At 49.5% G+C, this 21,448-nt stretch carries 21 protein-coding genes and 1 riboswitch; of the genes, 16 read left to right on the top strand and 5 right to left on the bottom strand.

Annotated features, from left to right (window positions below; translation table 11 throughout):
- Positions 1-9: 9 nt before the first annotated feature.
- Together HNQ47_RS05415 and HNQ47_RS05410 are read left to right on the top strand one after the other, a co-directional pair.
- Complete coding sequence (locus HNQ47_RS05415; protein WP_183328332.1) at positions 10-840, top strand: HAD hydrolase family protein; 831 nt, start codon at positions 10-12, stop codon at positions 838-840.
- A complete protein-coding gene (locus tag HNQ47_RS05410) occupies positions 827-1,813 on the top strand; it encodes a dipeptidase (RefSeq protein WP_183328331.1) in 987 nt (328 codons plus the stop codon). The genes HNQ47_RS05415 and HNQ47_RS05410 overlap by 14 nt, the downstream gene beginning before the upstream one ends.
- On the opposite strand, the gene HNQ47_RS05405 is transcribed toward HNQ47_RS05410, so the two are convergent.
- A complete protein-coding gene (locus HNQ47_RS05405; protein ID WP_183328330.1) occupies positions 1,810-2,319 on the bottom strand; it encodes a GNAT family N-acetyltransferase in 510 nt (169 codons plus the stop codon). The genes HNQ47_RS05410 and HNQ47_RS05405 overlap by 4 nt on opposite strands.
- Before the next feature lie 49 nt (positions 2,320-2,368).
- Between HNQ47_RS05405 and HNQ47_RS05400 the strand changes: the two genes are divergently transcribed.
- Positions 2,369-2,821 (top strand): peroxiredoxin, encoded by a 453-nt coding sequence (locus tag HNQ47_RS05400; protein WP_183328329.1) that lies wholly within the window; start codon positions 2,369-2,371, stop codon positions 2,819-2,821.
- An 11-nt stretch (positions 2,822-2,832) separates the two neighbouring features.
- Here the strand turns inward: HNQ47_RS05400 and nagA are convergent, their stop codons facing one another.
- Both nagA and HNQ47_RS05390 read right to left on the bottom strand, forming a co-directional pair.
- Positions 2,833-3,969 (bottom strand): N-acetylglucosamine-6-phosphate deacetylase, encoded by a 1,137-nt coding sequence (gene nagA / locus HNQ47_RS05395; protein WP_183328328.1) that lies wholly within the window; start codon positions 3,967-3,969, stop codon positions 2,833-2,835.
- The gene (locus tag HNQ47_RS05390; RefSeq protein WP_246346070.1) at positions 3,966-5,207 is read right to left on the bottom strand and encodes an NADP-dependent isocitrate dehydrogenase; all 1,242 of its coding nucleotides are present in this window, start codon (positions 5,205-5,207) and stop codon (positions 3,966-3,968) included. The genes nagA and HNQ47_RS05390 overlap by 4 nt, the downstream gene beginning before the upstream one ends.
- Before the next feature lie 118 nt (positions 5,208-5,325).
- On the opposite strand from HNQ47_RS05390, the gene lon reads away from it, so the two are divergent.
- From lon to HNQ47_RS05365, 5 genes are all read left to right on the top strand, one after another.
- On the top strand, positions 5,326-7,599 hold the full coding sequence (gene lon, locus HNQ47_RS05385; RefSeq protein ID WP_183328326.1) for an endopeptidase La: 2,274 nt from the start codon (positions 5,326-5,328) through the stop codon (positions 7,597-7,599).
- A gap of 46 nt (positions 7,600-7,645) precedes the next feature.
- Positions 7,646-9,007, top strand: a complete 1,362-nt coding sequence (locus tag HNQ47_RS05380) for an MATE family efflux transporter (protein WP_183328324.1) — start codon at positions 7,646-7,648, stop codon at positions 9,005-9,007.
- Positions 8,994-10,343, top strand: coding sequence for an MATE family efflux transporter (locus HNQ47_RS05375; RefSeq protein WP_183328322.1), 1,350 nt, complete (start codon positions 8,994-8,996; stop codon positions 10,341-10,343). The genes HNQ47_RS05380 and HNQ47_RS05375 overlap by 14 nt, the downstream gene beginning before the upstream one ends.
- A gap of 80 nt (positions 10,344-10,423) precedes the next feature.
- Positions 10,424-10,924 carry an HD domain-containing protein gene (locus HNQ47_RS05370; RefSeq protein ID WP_246346068.1) on the top strand — a complete coding sequence of 167 codons (501 nt, stop codon included), beginning with the start codon at positions 10,424-10,426 and terminating at the stop codon, positions 10,922-10,924.
- Between the two features lie 30 nt (positions 10,925-10,954).
- Positions 10,955-11,227, top strand: coding sequence for an acylphosphatase (locus tag HNQ47_RS05365; RefSeq protein WP_221248036.1), 273 nt, complete (start codon positions 10,955-10,957; stop codon positions 11,225-11,227).
- 4 nt (positions 11,228-11,231) lie between these two features.
- Here HNQ47_RS05365 and HNQ47_RS05360 read toward each other — a convergent pair whose 3' ends face one another.
- The gene (locus HNQ47_RS05360) at positions 11,232-11,837 is read right to left on the bottom strand and encodes a glycerol-3-phosphate acyltransferase (RefSeq protein WP_183328318.1); all 606 of its coding nucleotides are present in this window, start codon (positions 11,835-11,837) and stop codon (positions 11,232-11,234) included.
- A gap of 109 nt (positions 11,838-11,946) precedes the next feature.
- On the opposite strand from HNQ47_RS05360, the gene HNQ47_RS05355 reads away from it, so the two are divergent.
- The 6 genes from HNQ47_RS05355 (at position 11,947) to HNQ47_RS05330 (ending at position 18,315) form a co-directional block, all read left to right on the top strand.
- Positions 11,947-13,632, top strand: a complete 1,686-nt coding sequence (locus tag HNQ47_RS05355; RefSeq protein WP_183328316.1) for an aryl-sulfate sulfotransferase — start codon at positions 11,947-11,949, stop codon at positions 13,630-13,632.
- 124 nt (positions 13,633-13,756) lie between these two features.
- Positions 13,757-14,074, top strand: a complete 318-nt coding sequence (locus tag HNQ47_RS05350; protein WP_183328314.1) for a helix-turn-helix transcriptional regulator — start codon at positions 13,757-13,759, stop codon at positions 14,072-14,074.
- 97 nt (positions 14,075-14,171) lie between these two features.
- A complete protein-coding gene (nagB, locus tag HNQ47_RS05345) occupies positions 14,172-14,894 on the top strand; it encodes a glucosamine-6-phosphate deaminase (RefSeq protein ID WP_183328312.1) in 723 nt (240 codons plus the stop codon).
- Positions 14,895-15,914, top strand: a complete 1,020-nt coding sequence (locus HNQ47_RS05340) for a putative N-acetylmannosamine-6-phosphate 2-epimerase (RefSeq protein WP_183328310.1) — start codon at positions 14,895-14,897, stop codon at positions 15,912-15,914.
- A gap of 1 nt (position 15,915) precedes the next feature.
- Positions 15,916-16,452 carry an LOG family protein gene (locus tag HNQ47_RS05335; RefSeq protein ID WP_183328308.1) on the top strand — a complete coding sequence of 179 codons (537 nt, stop codon included), beginning with the start codon at positions 15,916-15,918 and terminating at the stop codon, positions 16,450-16,452.
- A 12-nt stretch (positions 16,453-16,464) separates the two neighbouring features.
- Entirely contained in the window at positions 16,465-18,315 is a 1,851-nt protein-coding gene (locus HNQ47_RS05330) for a type I phosphomannose isomerase catalytic subunit (RefSeq protein WP_183328305.1), read from the top strand.
- A gap of 31 nt (positions 18,316-18,346) precedes the next feature.
- Here the strand turns inward: HNQ47_RS05330 and rpoD are convergent, their stop codons facing one another.
- On the bottom strand, positions 18,347-19,420 hold the full coding sequence (gene rpoD, locus HNQ47_RS05325) for an RNA polymerase sigma factor RpoD (RefSeq protein WP_183328303.1): 1,074 nt from the start codon (positions 19,418-19,420) through the stop codon (positions 18,347-18,349).
- 109 nt (positions 19,421-19,529) lie between these two features.
- On the opposite strand from rpoD, the gene HNQ47_RS05320 reads away from it, so the two are divergent.
- Complete coding sequence (locus HNQ47_RS05320) at positions 19,530-19,730, top strand: hypothetical protein (RefSeq protein ID WP_221248034.1); 201 nt, start codon at positions 19,530-19,532, stop codon at positions 19,728-19,730.
- Positions 19,731-19,774: 44 nt separating this feature from the next.
- Positions 19,775-19,937, top strand: a riboswitch (M-box (ykoK) riboswitch).
- A 176-nt stretch (positions 19,938-20,113) separates the two neighbouring features.
- Complete coding sequence (gene mgtE, locus HNQ47_RS05315; RefSeq protein ID WP_183328299.1) at positions 20,114-21,433, top strand: magnesium transporter; 1,320 nt, start codon at positions 20,114-20,116, stop codon at positions 21,431-21,433.
- Positions 21,434-21,448 lie beyond the last annotated feature (15 nt).

The raw sequence follows: 21,448 nt of genomic DNA, 5'->3' as shown, positions 1-21,448 counted from the left end.
AGGTGAAAAATGAAATTAAATACTGTGATATTAGATATTGATGGTTCGCTCATGCCGATCGGCGGCGGACTTTATGTTTCCCCGCAGGTCCGGGATGCATTGCTTGCAGCGGAAAAAGCAGGTTATACTTTTATATTAAATTCGGCCCGGGAAAGTGCCGGCGTCCTGCCGCTGGCCTATCAGCTGAAGATGGACACCTACGGCGGATACGCGGTCTCCAACAATGGGACGCAGGTCGTAGAACTCAAAACCGGGGAAACGTTCATTGGCTATCATTTAACGCTTGAGCAAGGACGGCAGGTATGGGAAATCGGCAAAGCCTGCGGCATCGTGCCCTGTTTGAATGTCGGCAGCTGGATGATCGCATCCGATCTGACCGGCGGGTACCGTATGGATCATCACAACTGCGATGCCGATTATATCATCACCGATCATTATGAAAAATATACAGACAGTCCGATCTGGAAAGGCTGTTATTCTGGGGATCCGGAAAAACTAGCCGTATTGTTTCCCAAACTAAAAACGGAACTGGCCGCAATTGGTTTAAACGCCGTCTACAGCGTGCCGCGGATCATCGACATTATTCCTGCCGGTGTGGATAAAATGAAGATCTTGGACGAGCTGTTTGCGAAAACTGGGATCGAATGGCAGCACTGCACAGCGATCGGCGATACCGACGGGGATGTGTCGTGTATAAAAAAAGCGGCCTATGGTGTGACGCTGGAAAACGGCAGTGCTGCTTGTAAAGCCGCGGCGGACCGCATCCTGCCTTCCGTGGATGAAGACGGCTGTCTGGTCTGGCTGAAAGAACTAGCGGAACATCCGTATGAAAGTCATTGATCTGCATTGTGATACGATCTCAGAATTGTATCTGCATCCGCAGGAATCGTTTGCCTCAAATTCTTTTGCGGTTGATTTGAAGAAACTTCACCAAGGGGACTATCTGGTCCAGAATTTTGCGTTGTTTACCGATCGTTCAAAAACGCAGGATCCGAAGCATCATGCGCTTGCACTTTATGACCGTTTCTGTCAAATGATGGCAGAACATGACGATGAGATCGCACAGGCTCGGACCTATGCGGATATAAAACAAAATGCAGCAGCCGGCAAAATTTCTGCCGTGCTGACGCTGGAAGACGGCGGGGTCGTCGATCACGATTTAGGGATGCTGCAAAACTGGTACCAGATGGGCGTACGCATGATCGCGCTGACTTGGAATTATCCCAATGAAATTGGTTATCCGCAGCGTATGATCGGTCAGGCATCGGATTTTCACCGCAGTGTCAAACAGGTCATTGATGAGCAGCACGGTTTGACAGATTTTGGGATCGAATATGTCCGGACCATGGAAGAGCTTGGTATTCTGATCGATGTGTCGCATTTAAGCGATGCGGGTTTCTGGGATGTGATGCATTATTCTAGGGGACCGATCGTTGCATCCCATTCCAATGCGCGGGCGCTTTGTCCGGCAGCGAGGAACTTGAGCGATGAAATGATCCGGAGCATCGCCCAGCGCGGCGGGTTGATCGGCATCAACTTCTGCGGCGATTTTCTTGAACAGCAGACGATCGAAAACGGACCGAGCCGGATAGAAGCCATTGTTCGGCAGATTTTGTATATCCGGAATTTGGCTGGGATCGACTGCCTTGCTTTGGGTACGGATTTTGACGGAATTGATTGTCAGCGGGAGATCGAAGATGCATCACAAATCGGGAAATTAGCAGAGGCACTCAAAAAAGCCGGCATGCCTGACGATGAGATCGAAAAAATCTATTATCGCAATGCGCTGCGGCTGGCGCGTCAAATGTTCTAAAAAGATTCCAGGTGGGGATCGAACGATGGTTCATTAAAGCTTTTAACGAGTTTTAGATAAGATTTGTCATCGAAGGGGCCGTTGGTACACAATAATTCAAACTTCCAGCTGTCACCGTGAATGCACATGCGTGTACTGTGAAACCCGTGGCGCAGATAAAATTGCCGGCGCCGAATATGCATCGGCGTATCCGGCCATTCAATTTCTACGATGATCTGCCGGCCGGGATAGCGCATCTGCAGCTGATCGAGCATCTGTCCGCCAAGCCCTTGTCCGCGGGCATTCGGTATGGTGGCAATGTAGTACAGATATAATATATTTTTATAGAGACGCACAAAATAAAAGCCGCAGAAAACCTTTTCATAGGCACAATCAAACAGATAATCTTCCTGCTGGCCCCAGCGTACAAGATCTTCAAATGGAAGCCGCTCGGCAGCCGGGAAGGCAGCTTCATATAATCGGCGCACGGCCAAACGGTCCGCCGGCTGAAACGAATGTATTTCCATGGCATTATTCTATCATCTTTTGTAGAATGGGTACAAAGGAGGAATACCTATGTTAGAAATCGGCACGCCCGCTCCGGATTTCACCTTGCCGGATCAAGACGGGCAGGAGCATTCTTTATCGGACTATCGCGGACAGAAAGTCGTGCTTTATTTTTATCCGAAAGATATGACGGCCGGCTGCACCAAGCAGGCCTGCGCTTATGCGGAATTGTATCCGCACTTTCGTGAAAAGAACGCAGTCGTGATCGGCGTAAGCAAGGATTCATCGGCTTCACATAAAAAATTTGAACAAAAATACGATCTGCCGTTCCTGCTGCTTTCGGACGAAAACAAAGATGTCCTGCAGATGTACGATGTGTGGAAAGAGAAAAACATGTATGGCCGCAAGACCATGGGCGTGATCCGCACGACGTACCTGATCGATGAAAACGGCATCATCACCCATGCCAAAGGCCGGGTAAAAGCAGCGGAAGACGCACAAAATGAATTAGCATTATTATAAAGGACAGGAAATTAAATCTCCTGTCCTTTTACATAGGTGCACAGCACCGAATAATCATCATTTAATACGACCAGATCGGCATCCTTTCCGGCTTGGATCGATCCCTTGCGGCCGTCGATATGCAGGTAGCGTGCCGGATTGATCGTGCAGGCGTTGATGGCACTTTGCCAAGGCACCTGCGCTTCTTCTGTCAGGATGCGAAGTCCATCGTTCATCCGCAGGGTCGAACCAGCCAAGTTGCCGGCTTCGACCAGATGGGCGCTGCCGTCCTCGTACAATTCGATCCAATGTCCGCCGAACAGCGCTTTGGTTCCGGCCGGCAGGCCTTTGACCCGTAGGGAATCCGTGATCAGGATGCCGGAATCAGCTCCTTTGGCCTGAAAGAAATTATAGAGGGCAGCCGGCGTGCTGTGCCGGGCATCGCCGATCACTTCACTGTAAACGTTACGGAAGCGAAAGGCGGCACCGACCAGACCGGGCTGCCGATGATGAAACGGCGCCATGCCGTTGAAAACATGGGTCATACCGGAAGCGCCGTTGGCGATCGCCGCACATGCCTGTTCATAAGAGGCACCAGAATGGCCCTGGCTGACGGCAACGCCGTGCTGGACACAATAACGCGTCAGAGCAAAATCAGTATCGTGTTCACATGCCATGGTGATGATCCGGATCATGCCTTTGGCAGCCGCCTGATAGCGTTTGAATTGTTCCACATCTGCCGGTACGCAGTATTCCTCCGGCTGGGCACCTTTGTATGTTTGATCCAGATAGGGTCCTTCAAAATGGATGCCTAAGATCTCAGCGCCCTCATACCCGGATCCAGCAACCGCAGCGACATTGGCGACCGCATTGGTCAATACCGATTCACTTTGGGTGATGGTCGTCGGGCAAAAGGCGGTGACGCCTTCTTTTACTACGTTCTTTGCCCAGTGGCGCAGTCCGTCCGGCTTCGCATCATTGGTGTCGAATCCGTAGGCGCCGTGCGTATGGATATCGATCAAGCCCGGAATGATCCGTTTATTTTCGTAATCCATGTCCGGGGTCCGGGCATTGTATGCATCAATGCGTTCGATCCTGCCGTTTTCGATCGTGATCTGGGCTTTGATCCATGTATTGACAGCCCAGATGCGCTTGCTCTGAAGGATCATAACGAAGCCTCAAGATGGCTGCGGATCGCTTGAATGAATTCAGCAGTATTGACTTCCTTTGGTTCAATGCCTTCAGCCAAGTGGCAGAGGTCTTTGGTCATGGTGCCTTCGTTCAAAGTATCCAGGCAGGCCTGCTCCAGCTTGTCGGCAAAGGTGACCAAATCGTTGAGACCGTCTTTTTCACCGCGTTTGCGCAGCGCGCCGGTCCAGGCAAAGATCGTTGCCATCGGATTGGTGGAAGTTTGTTCTCCTTTTAAATAGCGATAATAGTGACGGGTCACTGTACCATGGGCAGCTTCGTATTCATAATTGCCGTCCGGGGTGACCAAGACACTGGTCATCATGGCCAGCGAACCGAAAGCGGTCGAAACCATATCGCTCATCACGTCGCCGTCATAGTTTTTGCAGGCCCAGATCATACCGCCTTCGCTGCGGATGATCCGTGCGACGATGTCGTCGATCAGACTATAGAAATAGGTAATGCCGGCCGCTTCGAAGCGTTCCTTGTATTCTTCATCGTAGATCCGCTGGAAAATTTCTTTGAATTTGCCGTCATATTGTTTTGAGATCGTATCTTTGGCACCGAACCAAAGGTCTTTTTTGGCATCCAGCGCATAGTTGAAGCAGGAACGCGCAAACGATTCAATACTGTCCTGGCGGTTGTACTGGCCCTGCAGGACCCCGGCGCTGTCAAAATCAAAGATCGTCTGCGCCGTACGATGACCGTCTTGATCCGTGAAGACCAGTTCCGCTTTGCCCGGCCGGTCGATGACCATTTCCGTATTCCGGTAGACATCCCCATAGGCATGACGGGCGATGACGATGGGTTGTTTCCAGTTTTTGACTACCGGATGGATCGGATCGATCATGATCGGCGCCCGGAAAACAGTACCGTCCATGATGGCACGGATCGTGCCGTTCGGACTTTTCCACATCTTGTGCAGATGATATTCTTCCATCCGCTGGGCATTCGGCGTGATGGTCGCACATTTGACCGATACCCCGTACTTGCGGTTGGCATTGGCGGCGTCGATCGTAACTTGATCATTGGTTTCGTCACGATGCGGCAGGCCTAAGTCATAGTATTCGGTTTTCAGATCCACAAAAGGCAGGATCAGTTCTTCTTTGATCATTTTCCATAACACACGTGTCATTTCGTCGCCGTCCATTTCGACCAACGGCGTTTTCATTTGAATTTTATCCATCTTCAGCATACCTTCCTTTGTTAATATAGCCATTATACCATTCAATTTTACATGCGGAAACATCAGACTTGATTTTACCGGTAGAGGGTGTATAATACGATTACTTGAGATTAGCACTCTCATCACACGACTGCTACAAGGAGGTGTACCTATGATCGTAGTACCTATTTATGATGCGATTATCCTGCCGGGCGCGAATGTGTATATGAAAAGTGATAACTTCACCGAATTATCGAAACGCGAACCGGAGCTGAATAAGAAAGTCGTTTTCTTATTTGCGAAAGAAAAACAAGACCGGGACGATTATGATGAAAACAGTTTTTATCCGATCGGTGTTTCCGGGTATATCACTGAAATCAACGAAAACAACTACCTTGTCATCCGTACCACCGATCGGGTCAATGTCGACCTGCTGACGGTCACCAATGACCGGCCGATCGAACTGACGATCGCGAAACGGGCGGACATCAATGATCTTGAAGTGGATGAAGCCAACAACAAGCTTGAAGCCATGAAAGGCGCCTTGATCGATTTTGTCTCCAATTTTAAATGGGGAACCATTTCCCGAAACTATATCAATCAGTGGCATTCCTTGAATGAGATCATTGTCGCCATGTCTTCGTGGCTGAACAATACGGCGGCCGAAAAGTACGCGGTCGTTGCCGAAGACAGTGTCAAAAAACAGACCGAAATGATTGAAACCATGCTTTATGAGTTCTTGGAGATCACCAAGGTCACCAACGAAGCGGCCACGGCGCAGGAAGAAGACAACCAGAAGGCCTATCGGGAGCAGGCCATCAAGAAACAGATGGAATATCTGCAGAAGGAACTGGACGAAATGCATCCGGAAAACGTCACCGAAGTGCGGAAGATGGAAATCAAGATGCAGGAATCCGATATGAACGAAACAGCACGCAAGGAAGCCGAAAAAGTGCTGAATCGTTTGAAACAGGAAGGCAACAACTCGCCGGAATACGGTACATTGTATGATTACCTGGATTTTGTGACCAGCTTGTCTTGGAAACATGAAACCTATCAGCCGGTGGATCTGGAGCAGGCGCGCAAGGTGCTTGATGAAGATCATTTTGGCTTGAAGAAGGTCAAGGAGCGCATTCTTCAGCAGATTGCGGTCATGGATCTGAACCATGACCAGAAGGGTTCCATTCTTTGTTTCGTCGGGGCACCAGGCACCGGCAAGACCAGTATCGGCCAAAGCATCGCCAAGGCGCTGCACCGTAAATATGTGCGTGTCAGCTTAGGCGGTGTGCGCGACGAAGCAGATATCCGCGGCCATCGTCGGACGTATATTGGTGCTATGCCGGGCCGGATCATGGACGGCATTCACAAGAGCGGTGTCTCGAATCCGGTCATGGTCCTGGATGAGGTCGATAAATTGTCCGCATCCTACAACGGCGATCCCGCAAGCGCCTTGTTGGAGGTGCTGGATCCGGAACAAAACAGCACCTTTACGGATCATTATATGAATGTACCGTATGATTTAAGCGATGTTCTGTTCATCTGCACGGCCAATACCCTGGATACCATTCCGGAACCGCTGCTGAACCGGATGGAAGTGATCCAGTTCAATGGTTACAGCGCAACGGAGAAATTTGAAATTGCCCGCCGTCACTTACTGCCGAAAGCCATGGAAGCCGCCGGCATCACGGCCGATGATCTGGAAGTCCCGGATGAAACGATCAAGACGATCATTTCGGATTATACGATGGAAGGCGGCGTGCGCGGTCTGAAAAAACGGCTGGACACCTTATGCCGGTTCGCGGCGGTGCGGATCGTCGAAGGCAATCATGAAAAGATCGTCGTGCAGCCGGACGAAGTGCACGATTATCTGGATATGAAGCCGATCCATCACGAACATGTGCTGGCAAAAAAGAAACCAGGCATCGTGACCGGTCTGGCATGGACCATGGCCGGCGGCGAGATCTTATTCATCGAAACGATGATGACCAAAGGCAGCGGTAAACTGATCATCACCGGACAACTGGGCGATGTCATGAAAGAATCCGCCCAGATCGCCATCACATTAGTGAAATCGATGTTCCCGGAGCAGGCAAAATACTTTGAGGAAAACGATATCCATATCCATGTGCCGGAAGGTTCGATCAAAAAAGACGGCCCAAGCGCTGGTATTACCTTAACGACGGCGTTGGCCTCGTTGGTTACCGGCAAGGCAGTGGATCCGAAGTATGCGATGACTGGTGAAGTTTCACTGCGCGGTGTTGTCATGCCGATCGGCGGTCTGCCGGAAAAACTGATGGCGGCTTCCCGTGCCGGCATCTCAACGGTCTTCATTCCGAAAGAAAATGTGGAAGACTTAAAAGATGTGGCGGATGAAGTGAAGAACAACTTGGAAATCATCCCTGTGGAAGAAGTCAGTGATGTTTTAAAAAAAACCGGTATTCTTTAGGAAAGTGAAGTTCACTTTCCTTTTTATTTGGCATATACTAAATGTTATGAAACCGATGGATTATGAAAACGGCAGCATCACCAAAACCATTCTTCGTCTGACGCTGCCGATGTTTGTGGCTCAGTCGCTGAATCTGCTCTACAATATCGTCGACCGGGTCTATATTGGCCGTATCCCTGAGATCGGCACGACCGCATTGGGCGCAGTCGGGCTGTGCTTTCCGGTCGTGATCTTGATCACAGCTTTTACAAATCTTTATGGTATGGGCGGCTCACCGCTGTTTGCGATTGAACGCGGCCGGCAGAACGAAAAGAAAGCAGCCGAGCTGATGAATACCTCGTTCTGGTTAGAGGTGGTGACCGGTTTGATTCTGATCGTCGGGATCGAATTGTTCGCGCGGCCGATGATGGAAGCATTCGGCGCCGGAAAGGCAACGATCGGCTATTGTCTGCAGTATCTGCGGATCTATGCGCTGGGGACCGTTTTTTCTATGATCGCCACCGGCATGAACCCGTTCATCAATGCGCAGGGATTTCCGTCGGTCGGCATGACGACAGTCATCATCGGTGCGGTACTGAATATTGTACTGGATCCTGTGTTTATTTTCGTATTCGGCATGGGGATCCGCGGGGCGGCTGCGGCAACGGTGATTTCACAAGCGGTATCGGCTCTGTTTGTGCTGCGTTTTCTGCGCAGCGATCGTTCGCTTTTCCCGCTTTCATTTACTTGTACCCGTGCTTATATCAAAGATATCCTCATGCTTGGTTCTTCCGCATTCGTGATGCAGATCACCAACAGTTTGGTCAACATCGTCTGTAACAATGTGCTGGCGTCGACCGGCGGAGAACTTTATATCTCGATCATGACCATTGTTTCCAGTGTCCGGCAGATGTTGGAGGTGCCGATCCTGGCCATCATGGAGGGCACCAGCCCGTTTATCAGCTTTAATTACGGTGCCCGCCATCCGCAGCGCATTCGAAGTGCGATGAAGATCATGTTTCTGATCGGGTTTGCCTATGCATTGATCGTGACAGGCTTGATCGAACGGTTTCCGTCGTTCTTTATCCGGATCTTCAGTGATGACCGGGCCATTGAACAAGCAGCCGTGCGCTGTCTGCATTTGTATTTCTATGCGTTTGTGTTCATGGTCTTCCAATATACGGGCCAGACCACGTTCAAAGCGCTCAATAAGCGGAAAAAAGCGATCTTTTTTTCCTTGCTTCGAAAAGCGGTCATTGTCATTCCGCTGACCATATGGCTGCCTACCGTGGTTGAACCAGCAACCGATGGTGTCTTTATGGCGGAACCTATTTCAAATATCATCGGCGGCCTGGCTTGTTTCATCACCATGTTGGTAACGGTCCTGCCGGAATTAAAACGGATGGAGAGAGAAAATGAACACGAATGAAAGCAATTTGACCCAAGGCAGCCTGGGCGATAAGATCTTTCGGTTTGCGCTGCCGCTGGCCTTGACCGGTATCCTCCAGCAATTATTCAATGCGGCGGATGTTGTGGTGATCGGCCGTTTTGTCGGCAAGGAAGCCATGGCCGCGGTCGGCAGCAATACGCCGGTCATCGGTCTGCTGGTGAACTTGTTTGTCGGTATCTCGCTGGGCGCGATCGTCGTGATCGCGCGGTATACCGGTGAGCAGAATGAAGAAAAGGTGCATGATGCGGTGCACACCGCCATTGCGATTGCTTTGGTTTCGGGACTGACCTTAATGGCGGTCGGAGAAGCGCTGGCCGTGCCATTTTTACGTCTGCTCAGTGTACCGGCTTCGGTCATGCCGCTTTCGGTGTTGTATCTGCGCATTTATTTTCTCGGTCTGCCGGTGATCCTGCTGTATAACTTTGAATCCGGGATCTTCCGCAGTCAGGGAAATACGCGTACGCCGCTGATTTGTTTGGTGATTTCTGGTGTGATCAACGTAATTCTAAATTTGATTTTTGTGGTCGTCTTCCATCATTCTGTTGACGGTGTGGCCTGGGCAACGGTAATCGCCAACTGCGTAAGCTCGGGCCTGCTGCTGACCTTGCTTTGTCATCAGGAAGACTGGACCCGTGTCCGTCTGCGTGAGATCCGGATCCACGGCACACAGGCGGCTGAGATCTTTCGGATCGGCGTACCGGCCGGCATACAAGGCATGGTCTTTGCCGTCAGCAATGTCACGATCCAAAGTGCGATCAATTCGCTTGGAGCGGATATCATGGCGGCCAGCAGTGCCGCATTTAATATTGAGATCATTGCCTACTATATTATTAATTCATTCGGCCAGGCATGTACGACATTTGTATCGCAGAATTTGGGTGCCGGCAAACTGGACCGCTGCCGCTGGGCGACCAAACTGGCTTTATTGCAGGACCTTGCAGCAACGCTGGGCATCATGTTCATCTTACTGACATTCGGCAAACCGCTGCTGGGATTGTTCAACGAAGATCCCGTCGTTGTGCAGTACGGGTATATCCGGCTGCAGTATTTGGTCGGCGGCGAGCTGCTGGATGTGATCATGGAAGTCCTGTCCGGTGCGATGCGCGGGTACGGACGTTCACTGGAACCGGCGGTCGTAACGGTTCTTGGGGTCTGCGGAGTGCGGATCGCATGGGTGCTGACGGTCTTTGCGCGTTCGCACGACTATGGTACGCTGATGTCGGTGTATCCGCTGAGCTGGGCGGTGACGGCTGCCATCTTGACGGTCGTTTATGTTCATGCCCGCCGCAGCGGCAAACTTCTAAATTTTTCATAAATTTTCGGGCATTCATCTTGAAATTTTGAAATCGTTTGTGTATGCTACTTCTGAAATAAGAAGGAAGGAATATTTTACAGATGGGATCCTTAACGGAAACACAAAAAGAATTTATCGAAAAGAGTAAAGATATTTTGACGTCGGAAGGTATGCAGATGGAGAAAACCTTCACACAGCACAACGGTACGACGGTTTATGATCATTCCTTAGGCGTTGCATATTCCAGTTATTGGCTGCTGAAACGTCTTCATATTGATTTCGATGAGGATGCATTGGTAAGAGGAGCTTTGCTTCATGATTATTTTCTCTATGATTGGCATGTCAAAGAAGACTACCACAAATGGCACGGATTCCGTCATCCGGGCATCGCGCTGAAACGGGCCAGCCAGGATTTTGAGATTGGTAAGATCGAGGCGAATATCATTCATCGTCACATGTTCCCGCTGACTCCGATCCCGCCAAAATACCGTGAGGCAATTGCGGTATGTCTGATGGATAAGGTATGTGCCTGTGCGGAGTTTTTAAATATTTCATATTTGAACAAAGGTGTTCGTCAGGAATTGGTCATGGGTGCGGCATAAACGCACCCATTTTTTGAAAGGATGATCAGGATGCGCAAATATATGCACTTTTATGGTACGGTCCAGGGCGTTGGATTTCGCTGGATGCTTCGGCGGTTTGCGCAGGAAAACCATGTGACCGGCTGGGTGCGCAATGATGCCGACGGCACGGTGACCGCTGAGCTGCAGGGGACCCGTCAGAATATTGACCGGGTCGTTCATGAGCTGGAGAGCTTCCGCAATATTCAGATCACGAAGATCTCAGCGCGGGAAATTCCTGAAGTCCGCGGTGAGACCGAAATGGAGGTTCGTTATTATTGGTAAGAGGTCAATGACCTCTTATTTTTTTTATGAGATCTGTTTTTTCGGTTTCACCGGTAAAGATCCCTTTGATCCGGGAGTAGTGCCGCTGCAGCATCAGCAGGGTCAGAAAGATCATGATCAAGCCGGTTTCCGTGCCGTATTTTAACCAAAACGGCACGATGCACAAGGCCGGGATCGCGACGCCGCCGATACATAAATATTTAGTCAGCAATACGATGGCCGCTCCGGTCAGCACCGCTGCACCGCCCCAAAAATGTTCGAATAAAAAGACTGCAATGCAGGTCACGGCAACCCCTTTGCCGCCTTTTCCTTTGGTCCAGAACGGAAAATCATGACCGAGCGTACAGCCTAGTCCCACATATAGTACACAGATGTGCGGGGCAAACAACGTCTGCACGATCGCCATGGCCAGGATACATTTTAATAAGTCTCCGGCCAGTACAAGAAGGCCTGGGACCAGTCCCAGCTGGTGCATGACGTTGGCCATGCCAGGATTATTGGTACCGCCCAGGGAAAAGGCAGAAGTATGGGCATAGATGCGGGCTACCAGCTCGGCGGTCAAAAAACAGCCGAACAAATAACCGATCAACAGACTGATCAATCGTTCCATACTTTCAGCGTAACCCGAAATCAGAAAAAAACAAGTAAAAAATATTTTAAGCAAAAATAAAGCTTCGCATACTATAATAAAAAAAAGTGTGATTTGACAGGAGGTAAATATGAAGTGCAAAAAATGGCTGGCTGCATTATGTACAGCGGCGATGCTGGCGGCAGGAACAGGCTGTCAGCAGCAGGAAGAGACCTTTGCGGATACGATCACCGTATCGGAAGACAAGGACGTACAAGATAACAATTCGACGGACAATCATTTAAGTGCGGACAAACTGGCTGATAAAGTGGAAGAAATTTATACCACGGAGTATTCTGAAAAGATCCACGACAATATCGAAGACCTAAAGAGCCAGGATGATTATGACGAATCAAATATGTTGATCATTCATAATCCATACGGCACCAATACATTATCGCTCTATGTTTATTTCAAGACCGATAAAGCCGTGAAGACTTCATATACTGTATCGGCAGAAGGCTATGAAGATTACTCTTCGCAGGCTGAATCCAAACGGACCAAGACGCATGAATTTACTGTCATCGGTCTGGTGCCAAATACAAAGAATACGATCACATTTACGATGACCGATGCCAACGGCAATACAAAAACCGAAAAAGTTACGTATAAAATGGGCAAACTGCTCGGCTCGGAAGAAACAACTTTAGCAACCACCGACGGAACGTCCACACAAGCGTTGAGCAATGGTTTGTATACGATCCTGGGCAATGACAGCGACGGACAGGATTTCATGTACTACTACGATAATAGCGGCACGATCCGCGGCGAAGTGCCGATCCTTGGTTATCGTTCGCATCGGATCTTATTCAAAGGCAATTTGATGTACTACAGCATCGGCAAGCATACACTTGCGGCCGTTGATAATCTAGGTCAGGTACAAAAAGTGATCCATACGGGTAAATATGAACTGCATCATGATTACTGCTTCGATGATGACGGCAACCTTGTCGTGCTGGCATCGTATCAGACAGATGATGTAGACAAGTGTAAGGCAGAAGATTTGATCATCCGCATCGATCCGGATACCGACAAGATCCTGGATGTTGTTGATCTAGGTGATATCCTCGGTGATTATAAAGAGACGACGACCATGCCGGAAAGCGGCGTCAACGGTGAAGGCGTCTACGGTCTGGATTGGATCCATGTCAACTCGATTCAATGGTTAGGCAGCGGAACCGTTATCTTATCCTCAAGAGAGACTTCGTCGATCATCAAGATCTCCAAGCTGTTCTCGAAGAGCCCGAATCTGGATTACATCATCGGTCAGAAAGATTTCTGGACCGAAAGCGGTTATGATGACAAGGTATTGACACAGGTCGGCACCTTCAGTAATACCGGCGGCCAGCACAGTGTGACTTATGTACCGACGGATGAAGACGGCGTATATTACTTATACCTCTTCAACAATAACTATGGTCAGAGCACGACACAGCCGGATTACGACTGGACCCAGATCTCCGGTATCGAAACCAAGACGGTTTCCGCGATGTCGGCTGAAGAACTGGCGGCAGCCAACTCATATTATTATCGGTATAAAGTAGATGAAAATGCCGGTACTTATGAATTGGAAACCTCGTTTGCGGTACCATATTCCAGCTTTGTTTCCAGCGTGCAGGAGACGGGTTCGACGGTCATTGCGGATTCCGGCTTCCAGGGCATCTTTGGAGAGTATACGAATGACGGCCAGTTGATCCGTCAGTTCAAGATGAAACTGAGCAAGTATATGATCTATCGTGTTTATAAGTACGATTTTGAATCTTTCTATCAAAAATAAAGAAAAGCACACCTTCGGGTGTGCTTTTTTGATGATAAAATAGTGAATTCCTTATACATTAGTTTTATTTTGAAATAAAATGATGTATAATTAATAATGCAATTAAAGCTGGGTGGAGAGTATTATGAAAATCAATAAGCATGCCGGAAAGAAACAGGCATGGCATTTTATGCCGGAAGAGAAAGACTATTTCATTGAGAAACTGACAGATGAACTGCCGGTTCTGCGCAGTACCGTTAATATTACGCAGGAGGATCTGGCAGAAGCAGTCGGAATTTCCCGTCAGACCTATAATGCGATCGAAGGCGGAAAACGCAAAATGTCCTGGAATACCTACCTGGCATTATTGATGTTTTTTGATTATAATCCTCGTACACATATCATGATCCGCCGGCTCGAAATATTTCCGGAGATCATGGAATTACAGCAGTCCGAATTATAAAAGCAGAAGATGCCGGAAGGCATCTTTTTTTCCGGCTGAAGCGTTTGAAAAAGCAGGGGGGTATGCTATAGTATGAGGGACAATAGCGGAGGTATTTATGAGGGTCATTGTTTGTAAAGATTATAATGAAATGTCAGAAAAAGCATTTGAAGTGATGAAAGATGTCATCACAAAGAATCCAAAAGCCGTGCTCGGTTTAGCAACCGGAAGCAGTCCGGAAGGGTTGTACAAATGCATGGTCAGGGATCATGAAGAAAACGGCACGAGCTATCAAGACATCACGACATACAATTTGGATGAATACGTCGGGCTGCCAAAAAATCATCCGGAATCTTACTATACATTCATGCATAAAAATTTATTTGATCATATCGATATCAAAGAAGAGAACACCCATCTGCCAAGCGGCTCGACACAGGAAGAAGCAGACACTTATGAAAAACAATGGGATGCCGTTACGTGCGATCTTCAGCTGCTCGGTATCGGCCGAAACGGCCACATCGGTTTCAACGAACCGGGGACACCGTTTGCACAGACGACACACATTGTGGATCTGACCCCGAGCACGATCGAAGCCAATTCGCGGTTTTTTGATCACGATATCAATAAAGTGCCGAAGCAGGCCATTTCGATGGGCATCGGTTCGATCCTGAAAGCTAAGAAGATCCTGCTGGTGGCATCCGGCGCTGAAAAGGCAGACGCTGTCAAGGCGATGATCGAAGGTCCGGCAACAGAAAGCTGTCCAGCCAGTGCACTGCAGAAGCACGATGATGTCGTCGTTGTACTGGACCAGGCGGCAGCTGCTGGATTGGATCGATAAATGAATGAGATCGAGCGCCTTTATACATTCCTGGTCCAATTCCCGGAATTATACCTGGCAACACAGGAACAAGGACAGCCGCACATTCTTCCTATTCGAAGCGTTCATTTGGAGAATGGCAGACTATATGTGATCGGCTGCGACAAAGAAACGCTGCAGCGGCTTAATACGAATCCTAAAGCAGCGCTTCTGGCAGTCAGCGGGCAGCAGCAGCTTCGGATGGAAGGCCGCCTTTTGATCGAAGACAGCCGGTGTTATTTCCGCAGTGCTCAGGCAGAGCTGGTTTCACCGGACGGAACATCTCAGGCTTTTCATATTTCTGCTCAGCGCCCGTTTGAAAACGTGTACGGAAAGCTGATCGTTTCCTGTCAGGCACTGCCCGAAGAACCGTTACATTCTTCTGTGATCATGGCCCGCATGGCAGAGGCGGCAAGACGAGCCGGCGCAGCCGGGATCCGGGCCAATTCGACCGCGGATATCCAGGCGATCCGTACTCAGGTCGATCTGCCGATCATCGGGATCATCAAGGCGGAATATCCGGACAGTCCGGTATACATCACACCGACGATGAAAGAGATCGATGCACTGGTATCTGCTGGTCCAGATGTGATCGCGCTGGATGCGACCGATCGTCTGCGTCCGGGGAATATATCGCTGGCGGATTTTGTGGCAGCGATCCGTTCCCGTTATCCGCAGCAGAAGTTGATGGCAGACTGTTCAACACCGGCAGAGATCCTGCAGGCCGATGAACTAGGCTTTGATTATATCGGCACGACGCTGGTCGGATATACAGAAGCCAGCCGGGGACATCGGATCGAAGAGAATGATTTTGAATGGATCCGGCAGGCGCTTGAACAGATCCATGTGCCATTGATCGCGGAAGGCAATATCGATACGCCGGAAAAGGCACGCCGTGTATTGGATCTGGGCTGTTTCAGTGTCGTTGTCGGTTCGGCGATCACGCGGCCGCAGAATATTGCGGCTCGGTTTACGGCAGCCCTTGAGAAAGAAGGAAAATAGTATGAATATTGCGGTTTACTGCGGATCGGGATTCGGCAGCGATCCAAATTACCGGACCCAGACCGAAGCGTTAGGGAAATGGCTCGCTGCGGCGGGACATACCTTGGTTTACGGCGGCGGGACAAACGGACTGATGGGGATCATCAGCCGGACGGTTTTGGATGCCGGCGGCCAGGTGATCGGTGTCATGCCGTATTTTCTCAAAGATCGAGAGAAGATCTGTCCGAACATGACCCAGACGATCATGGTAGATACGATGCCGCAGCGCAAAAGCAAGATGATCGAACTGGCAGATGCGTTTATAGCGCTGCCCGGCGGGCCAGGGACACTGGAAGAAATCAGCGAGGTGATGTCGCTGAAGCGGCTGGACCGCGAAACAGGACCGTGTTTGTTTTTTAATATCAATGGGTATTATGATGATCTGGAAAAATTTTTGGATCACATGGTTGAAAAAGAATTTGTGGGAGCACACGATCGGCAGAAATTTGAATTTTGTTCATCATTGGAGGAAATTCAAGATCGCTTGGTAATGAAATAAGAGGAGAAAGCTATGGCTTTATTGAAATTAAAACCCGCCACCAAAGATTATATCTGGGGCGGTCATCGGCTGGCCGATGAATATGGTGTAGAGGACACTGGTCCGGTCATTGCCGAGGCATGGGAATTATCCTGCCATCCCGCAGGACCGTCGACCATCGTCAACGGAAAATATGCCGGTAAGACCTTACAGGAATACATTGATGCGGAAGGATTTGAAGTGCTGGGCACGCATTGCCGCAGGTTCCGTGAATTTCCGATCCTGACGAAGTTTATCGATGCGAAAGATAATTTATCCATTCAGGTCCATCCGGGCAATACGTATGCGCTGAAAAACGAAGGTGAATACGGCAAGACGGAAATGTGGTATATCATTGACGCGGAACCGGGCTCGTTCCTTTATTATGGGTTCAAAAAAGAAATTTCCAAGGAAGAGTTCGAACAGCGGATCAAAGACAATACATTGCTTGAGGTGCTGAATGCGGTGCCGGTCCATAAAGGCGATACGTTCTTTATTCGATCCGGTACGTTACATGCGATCGGCAAAGGAATCTTGATCGCGGAAATTCAGCAGAACTCAAATGTCACATACCGGATCTATGATTACGGTCGTATGGGCAAAGATGGAAAACCGCGTGATCTGCATATCCGGCAGGCACTGGATGTCACGAACCGGAAACCGATCGAGCAGCGAAACGTAGGGTATCCGCATGTGGCAGACTGCGATTATTTTACGGTCGATAAACTGCTTCTGGACGGGAAAACGCGCAGCCGGACGCAAGGATCGATCAATGAAGATTCCTTCCTGAGCATTCTGATCATGGACGGCGAAGGCACGATCAGTTCGCATGGGGAAACACTGCCGTTTACCAAAGGGGACAGTTTCTTCCTGTCCGCAGACAGCGGCAACTGGCAAATTGAGGGCCGCTGTGAAGCATTGATGACGACGATCCGCGAAAAGGAAGATCCGATTCGTGTCGGTATCAATATTGGTTCTGCCGAGATCCAGATCGGTTTGGTCGACAATGAGGATCATCTGCTGGCAAAAGAGAAATATCCGATGGATAATTCCCGGGCTGCCGAGGATGTGATCGACGAGATCGCTCAAAATACGCTGGCATTGTTGGAAAAGAATGCGATCCCGCTGGATCGCTGCACGGTTGTCGGTGTCGGTGTGCCGGGCACGATCGACCGCAAGAAGGGAACTGTGATCTATTCGAATAATATTCATTGGGAAAATGTTGAACTTGCCAAGCGTCTGGGCAAAGTGATCCCGTGTCCAGTGCGCATTGCCAACGATGCGGACTGCGCTGCCTTGGGCGAAGCGGTGGCCGGTGCGGGCAAAGACTACAGCGATGTCGTCATGTTCACGTTGGGCAACGGTGTCGGCGGCGGTCTGATCCTGAACGGCGAAGTGTTCGAAGGCGGCATCATGGGCGGCAGTGAGATCGGCCATACGGTCGTGCGGGTCAACGGCCGTCCGTGTACATGCGGCCGGCGCGGCTGTCTGGAAGCCTATGCTTCTGTGCCGGCGCTGCTGCGGGCTGCCAAAGAAGCATCCGGCAAAGACATGCCGCTGGATGAAATTTTCCGCAGAGCGACGCACGGAAATATTGATATGCAGGAGGTCGTTGAGCAATATGAACAAATGCTCGGCACGGGCATTGTCAACATCGTAAATATTTTCCGTCCGCAGCTGGTGCTTTTGGGCGGTAAGATCAGCGAACATGCGGATGTTTTGATTCCGCCGCTGGAAGAAATTATGGCGCGTGACTGTTTCGGCGGACCGAACAGCAGTGTACCGAAACTGGCGGTTGCCGAACTGGGCGACTATGCCGGTATGATCGGCGCAGCCAGCTTATAAAGAAACGAGAGAGGATGACCTCTCTCGTTTTTTACATAAAGTCTTTTAGATTTTTACAGTTTCTAGGATTGCGCAGCTGGCGCAGTGCCTTTGCTTCGATCTGCCGGACCCGTTCCCGCGTGATGCCGAACTGTTTTCCGACTTCTTCCAAGGTATGGGTCTTGCCGTCTTCTAAGCCGTATCGTAAGCGCAGGATCTGTGCATCGCGGTCGCTTAAGTGTTTCAGCGCTTCCTTGATTTCCGTTTTCAGCTGCAGCTGATCAGAATATTCATCCGGACGTACGGTGCTTTTATCTTCCACAAAGTCAGCCACAAAGGAACCGTCATCTTTTCCGGTCGGTTTTTCTAAGCTTTCCGGACTTTGGGCGATCTGTTTGATCTCGGCCACCTTTTCCGGCGTCAGCGTCTGCATCTTCGCGGCGATTTCTTCATAAGTCGGTTCCCGGCCTAAATTCTGCATCAGATCGCGTTCAGCTTTTTTGACCCGCCCGATGGTTTCGACCATATGGATCGGGATGCGGATGGTACGGCTCTGATCGCCGATGGCGCGGGTGATGGCCTGACGGATCCACCATGTCGCATAAGTCGAAAATTTATACCCCTTGGTGTAGTCGAACTTATCCACTGCGCGCATCAGACCAAAGTTTCCTTCCTGGATCAGGTCCTGGAAGGACAGACCGCGGCCGTTGTATTTCTTGGCGATGGAAACGACCAGACGCAGATTGGAATTGATCAGCGTCTGTTTGGCTTCCGGATCACCTTCCTTGACGCGTTTGGCTATTTCTTGTTCTTCTTCCGGACTTAGCAGCGGATATTCACCCAGCTGATGCAAATAGACTTTGACGGAATTATTAGATGAGTAGGAGCGGCCGTCAGAGAAATCTTTTTCGAGCTGCTCGATATCGTTTTGTTCCGTTTCGGCTTCTTCATCCGAGAAAGTAATTTTATGATCGGTGCACCAGTTCATCAGTTCTTCGATCTGACTGTCGTCCAGTTCCAGATCGTTCATGGCTTCCATAAAGTCGCTTTGTTTTATTTTGCCGTTTTCTTTGAGGAGAGCTTGCTTCGCTTCCTCTAATGAATGATAGGTAATTTTTTTTGCCATGTGTTTCTCCTTTTTACAAAACAATACGGAGTTTCTCCTTCTATTATATAATATTTTGCGTTATGCGTGACGTTTTTCCTTTTTCTTTGCCTGGTGTACAATGAAAACGGTGATGAATATGGCTCCTGATTATCTTCATTCTACGCGTGAAGAACGTTTATCTTTTATCCAGAAAATGTATCAATGCCGGTCCAATTGTGAGATGTGCGGGATCTGCACACTTTTTCATCGGAAAGATCCGCTGGATGTGTTTGAGGATTATATCGATGGCCGGCGGGATTATACCGAAATTTTAATGGAATATCGTTAAAAGTACTTGCATCTTGAAACGGAAAAGACGATACTGAATGTGGATATATTGTTCGGTAGGTGAGGCTACTACGGGGATCCGGGCTATTGCCGCAGAGTGGTGGAAACACCATGCGCTGGTGAACAGGATGTATCGATTCCGAAGGTGCATTTTAATATAGTTTTTCATGCCCCGCAAAGTCAAAGCTCAAACGAATCGAGTGGGACTTTTCCCGTGTGTTCGGCCGGACACACGGTTTTTTTACGGAAAGGAAGTGTAAAGATGGAAGCATCAGTTCCGGATCGACGGTGGACAGCGGAGGAATCTGCGTCTTTACACGAACCACTTCGTCGATAAATTCACAGGTTGACCTTCGCTTCGAATAGAAAAAGGAGGCGAACGGTATGGATATCAAAGAAGTATTGAGCAGTAAAGAAAAGTTTCTGGCTTATTATGAATCGGTGCATCCGGCAGATATTGCGGCAGAGATCGGTGAATGGGAACCGGAAGATCTGCAGAAGATGTGTACTTATCTTTCAGATGAGGATCTGGCGGAAGTGCTGGAACAATGTGATGATGATGAACGGGAAGACATTGCCGGACAGGTCGATGACGACCGGCTGGTCCGTTTGTTTGAGCATATGCAGAAGGACGATATTGCCGACTGTATCGGACTGCTGCCGACTGCACGGAAAAAAGCCCTGATGAACCGGATGACGGCAGATGACCGCAGGGTCATAGCGAAGCTGCTGCAGTATCCGGAAGAATCCGCCGGCGGCATCATGACCACGGCGTATATCGCGTTAAAAGAAACCTTGAGCATCTCACAGGCTTTGCAGAAAATTCGTGAAATTGGTCCGAAGACGGAAGTCATTGAAACGCTGTATGTCATCAACGTGCACCGGCAGCTGGTTGGGACGGTCGATCTACGTGATCTGCTGGCCGCGCCGAAGGACGCGACGGTCCAGTCGATCACGGACAACGATGTGATCAGTGTGCATCCGGAAGTCGATCAGGAGGAAGTAGCGAGCTTAGTGGCTAAATACGATCTGAAATCGATCCCGGTCGTGAATGCACGGAGTGCGATCCTCGGTATCATCACGGTCGATGATATCATCGATGTTATCATCGACGAGTACGATGAAGATATCTTACAGATGGCCGGTGTCAGTAAAGAAGAAAGCATCGATACGACCTTGGGAGAGTCTATTCGCATGCGTCTGCCTTGGCTGATGATCAATCTGGCAACGGCTTTTCTGGCTTCGTTTACGGTCAAGATGTTCCAAAGCACGATCGAACAAGTGGTTGCCCTTTCGGCCGTCATGACCATTGTTTCTGGTATGGGCGGCAATGCGGGCACCCAGACGATGTCTATTCTTGTGCGGGATCTGTCACATGACGAAGTGCATACGAAACAGGCTGTCCGGGCTTTGATCAAAGAAATTTTACTGGGGATCATCGACGGGGCTTCGACCGGCTTGGTGACCGCAGTGATCGTTTATTTTATGTATGGCAATTTCTATCTGTCACTGATCGTTTTACTGGCCATGATCGGCAATCTGGTGATCGCGGGCATTTTCGGTCTGCTGATCCCGCTGACGCTGAAGAAACTGAACGCGGATCCGGCCATCGCATCATCGATTTTTCTGACCACGGCGACCGATGTCCTGGGATTCTTTATTTTCCTGGGACTGGCGACAGTTTTTTTACAAAAATTGGTTTAAATAAATGAAAATTTC

Origin of the sequence: Catenisphaera adipataccumulans, assembly GCF_014202755.1 — a bacterium.
In the GTDB taxonomy this organism is placed as follows: Bacteria; Bacillota_I; Bacilli_A; order Erysipelotrichales; family Erysipelotrichaceae; genus Catenisphaera; species Catenisphaera adipataccumulans.
This window is presented reverse-complemented; position numbering and strand designations above follow the sequence as displayed.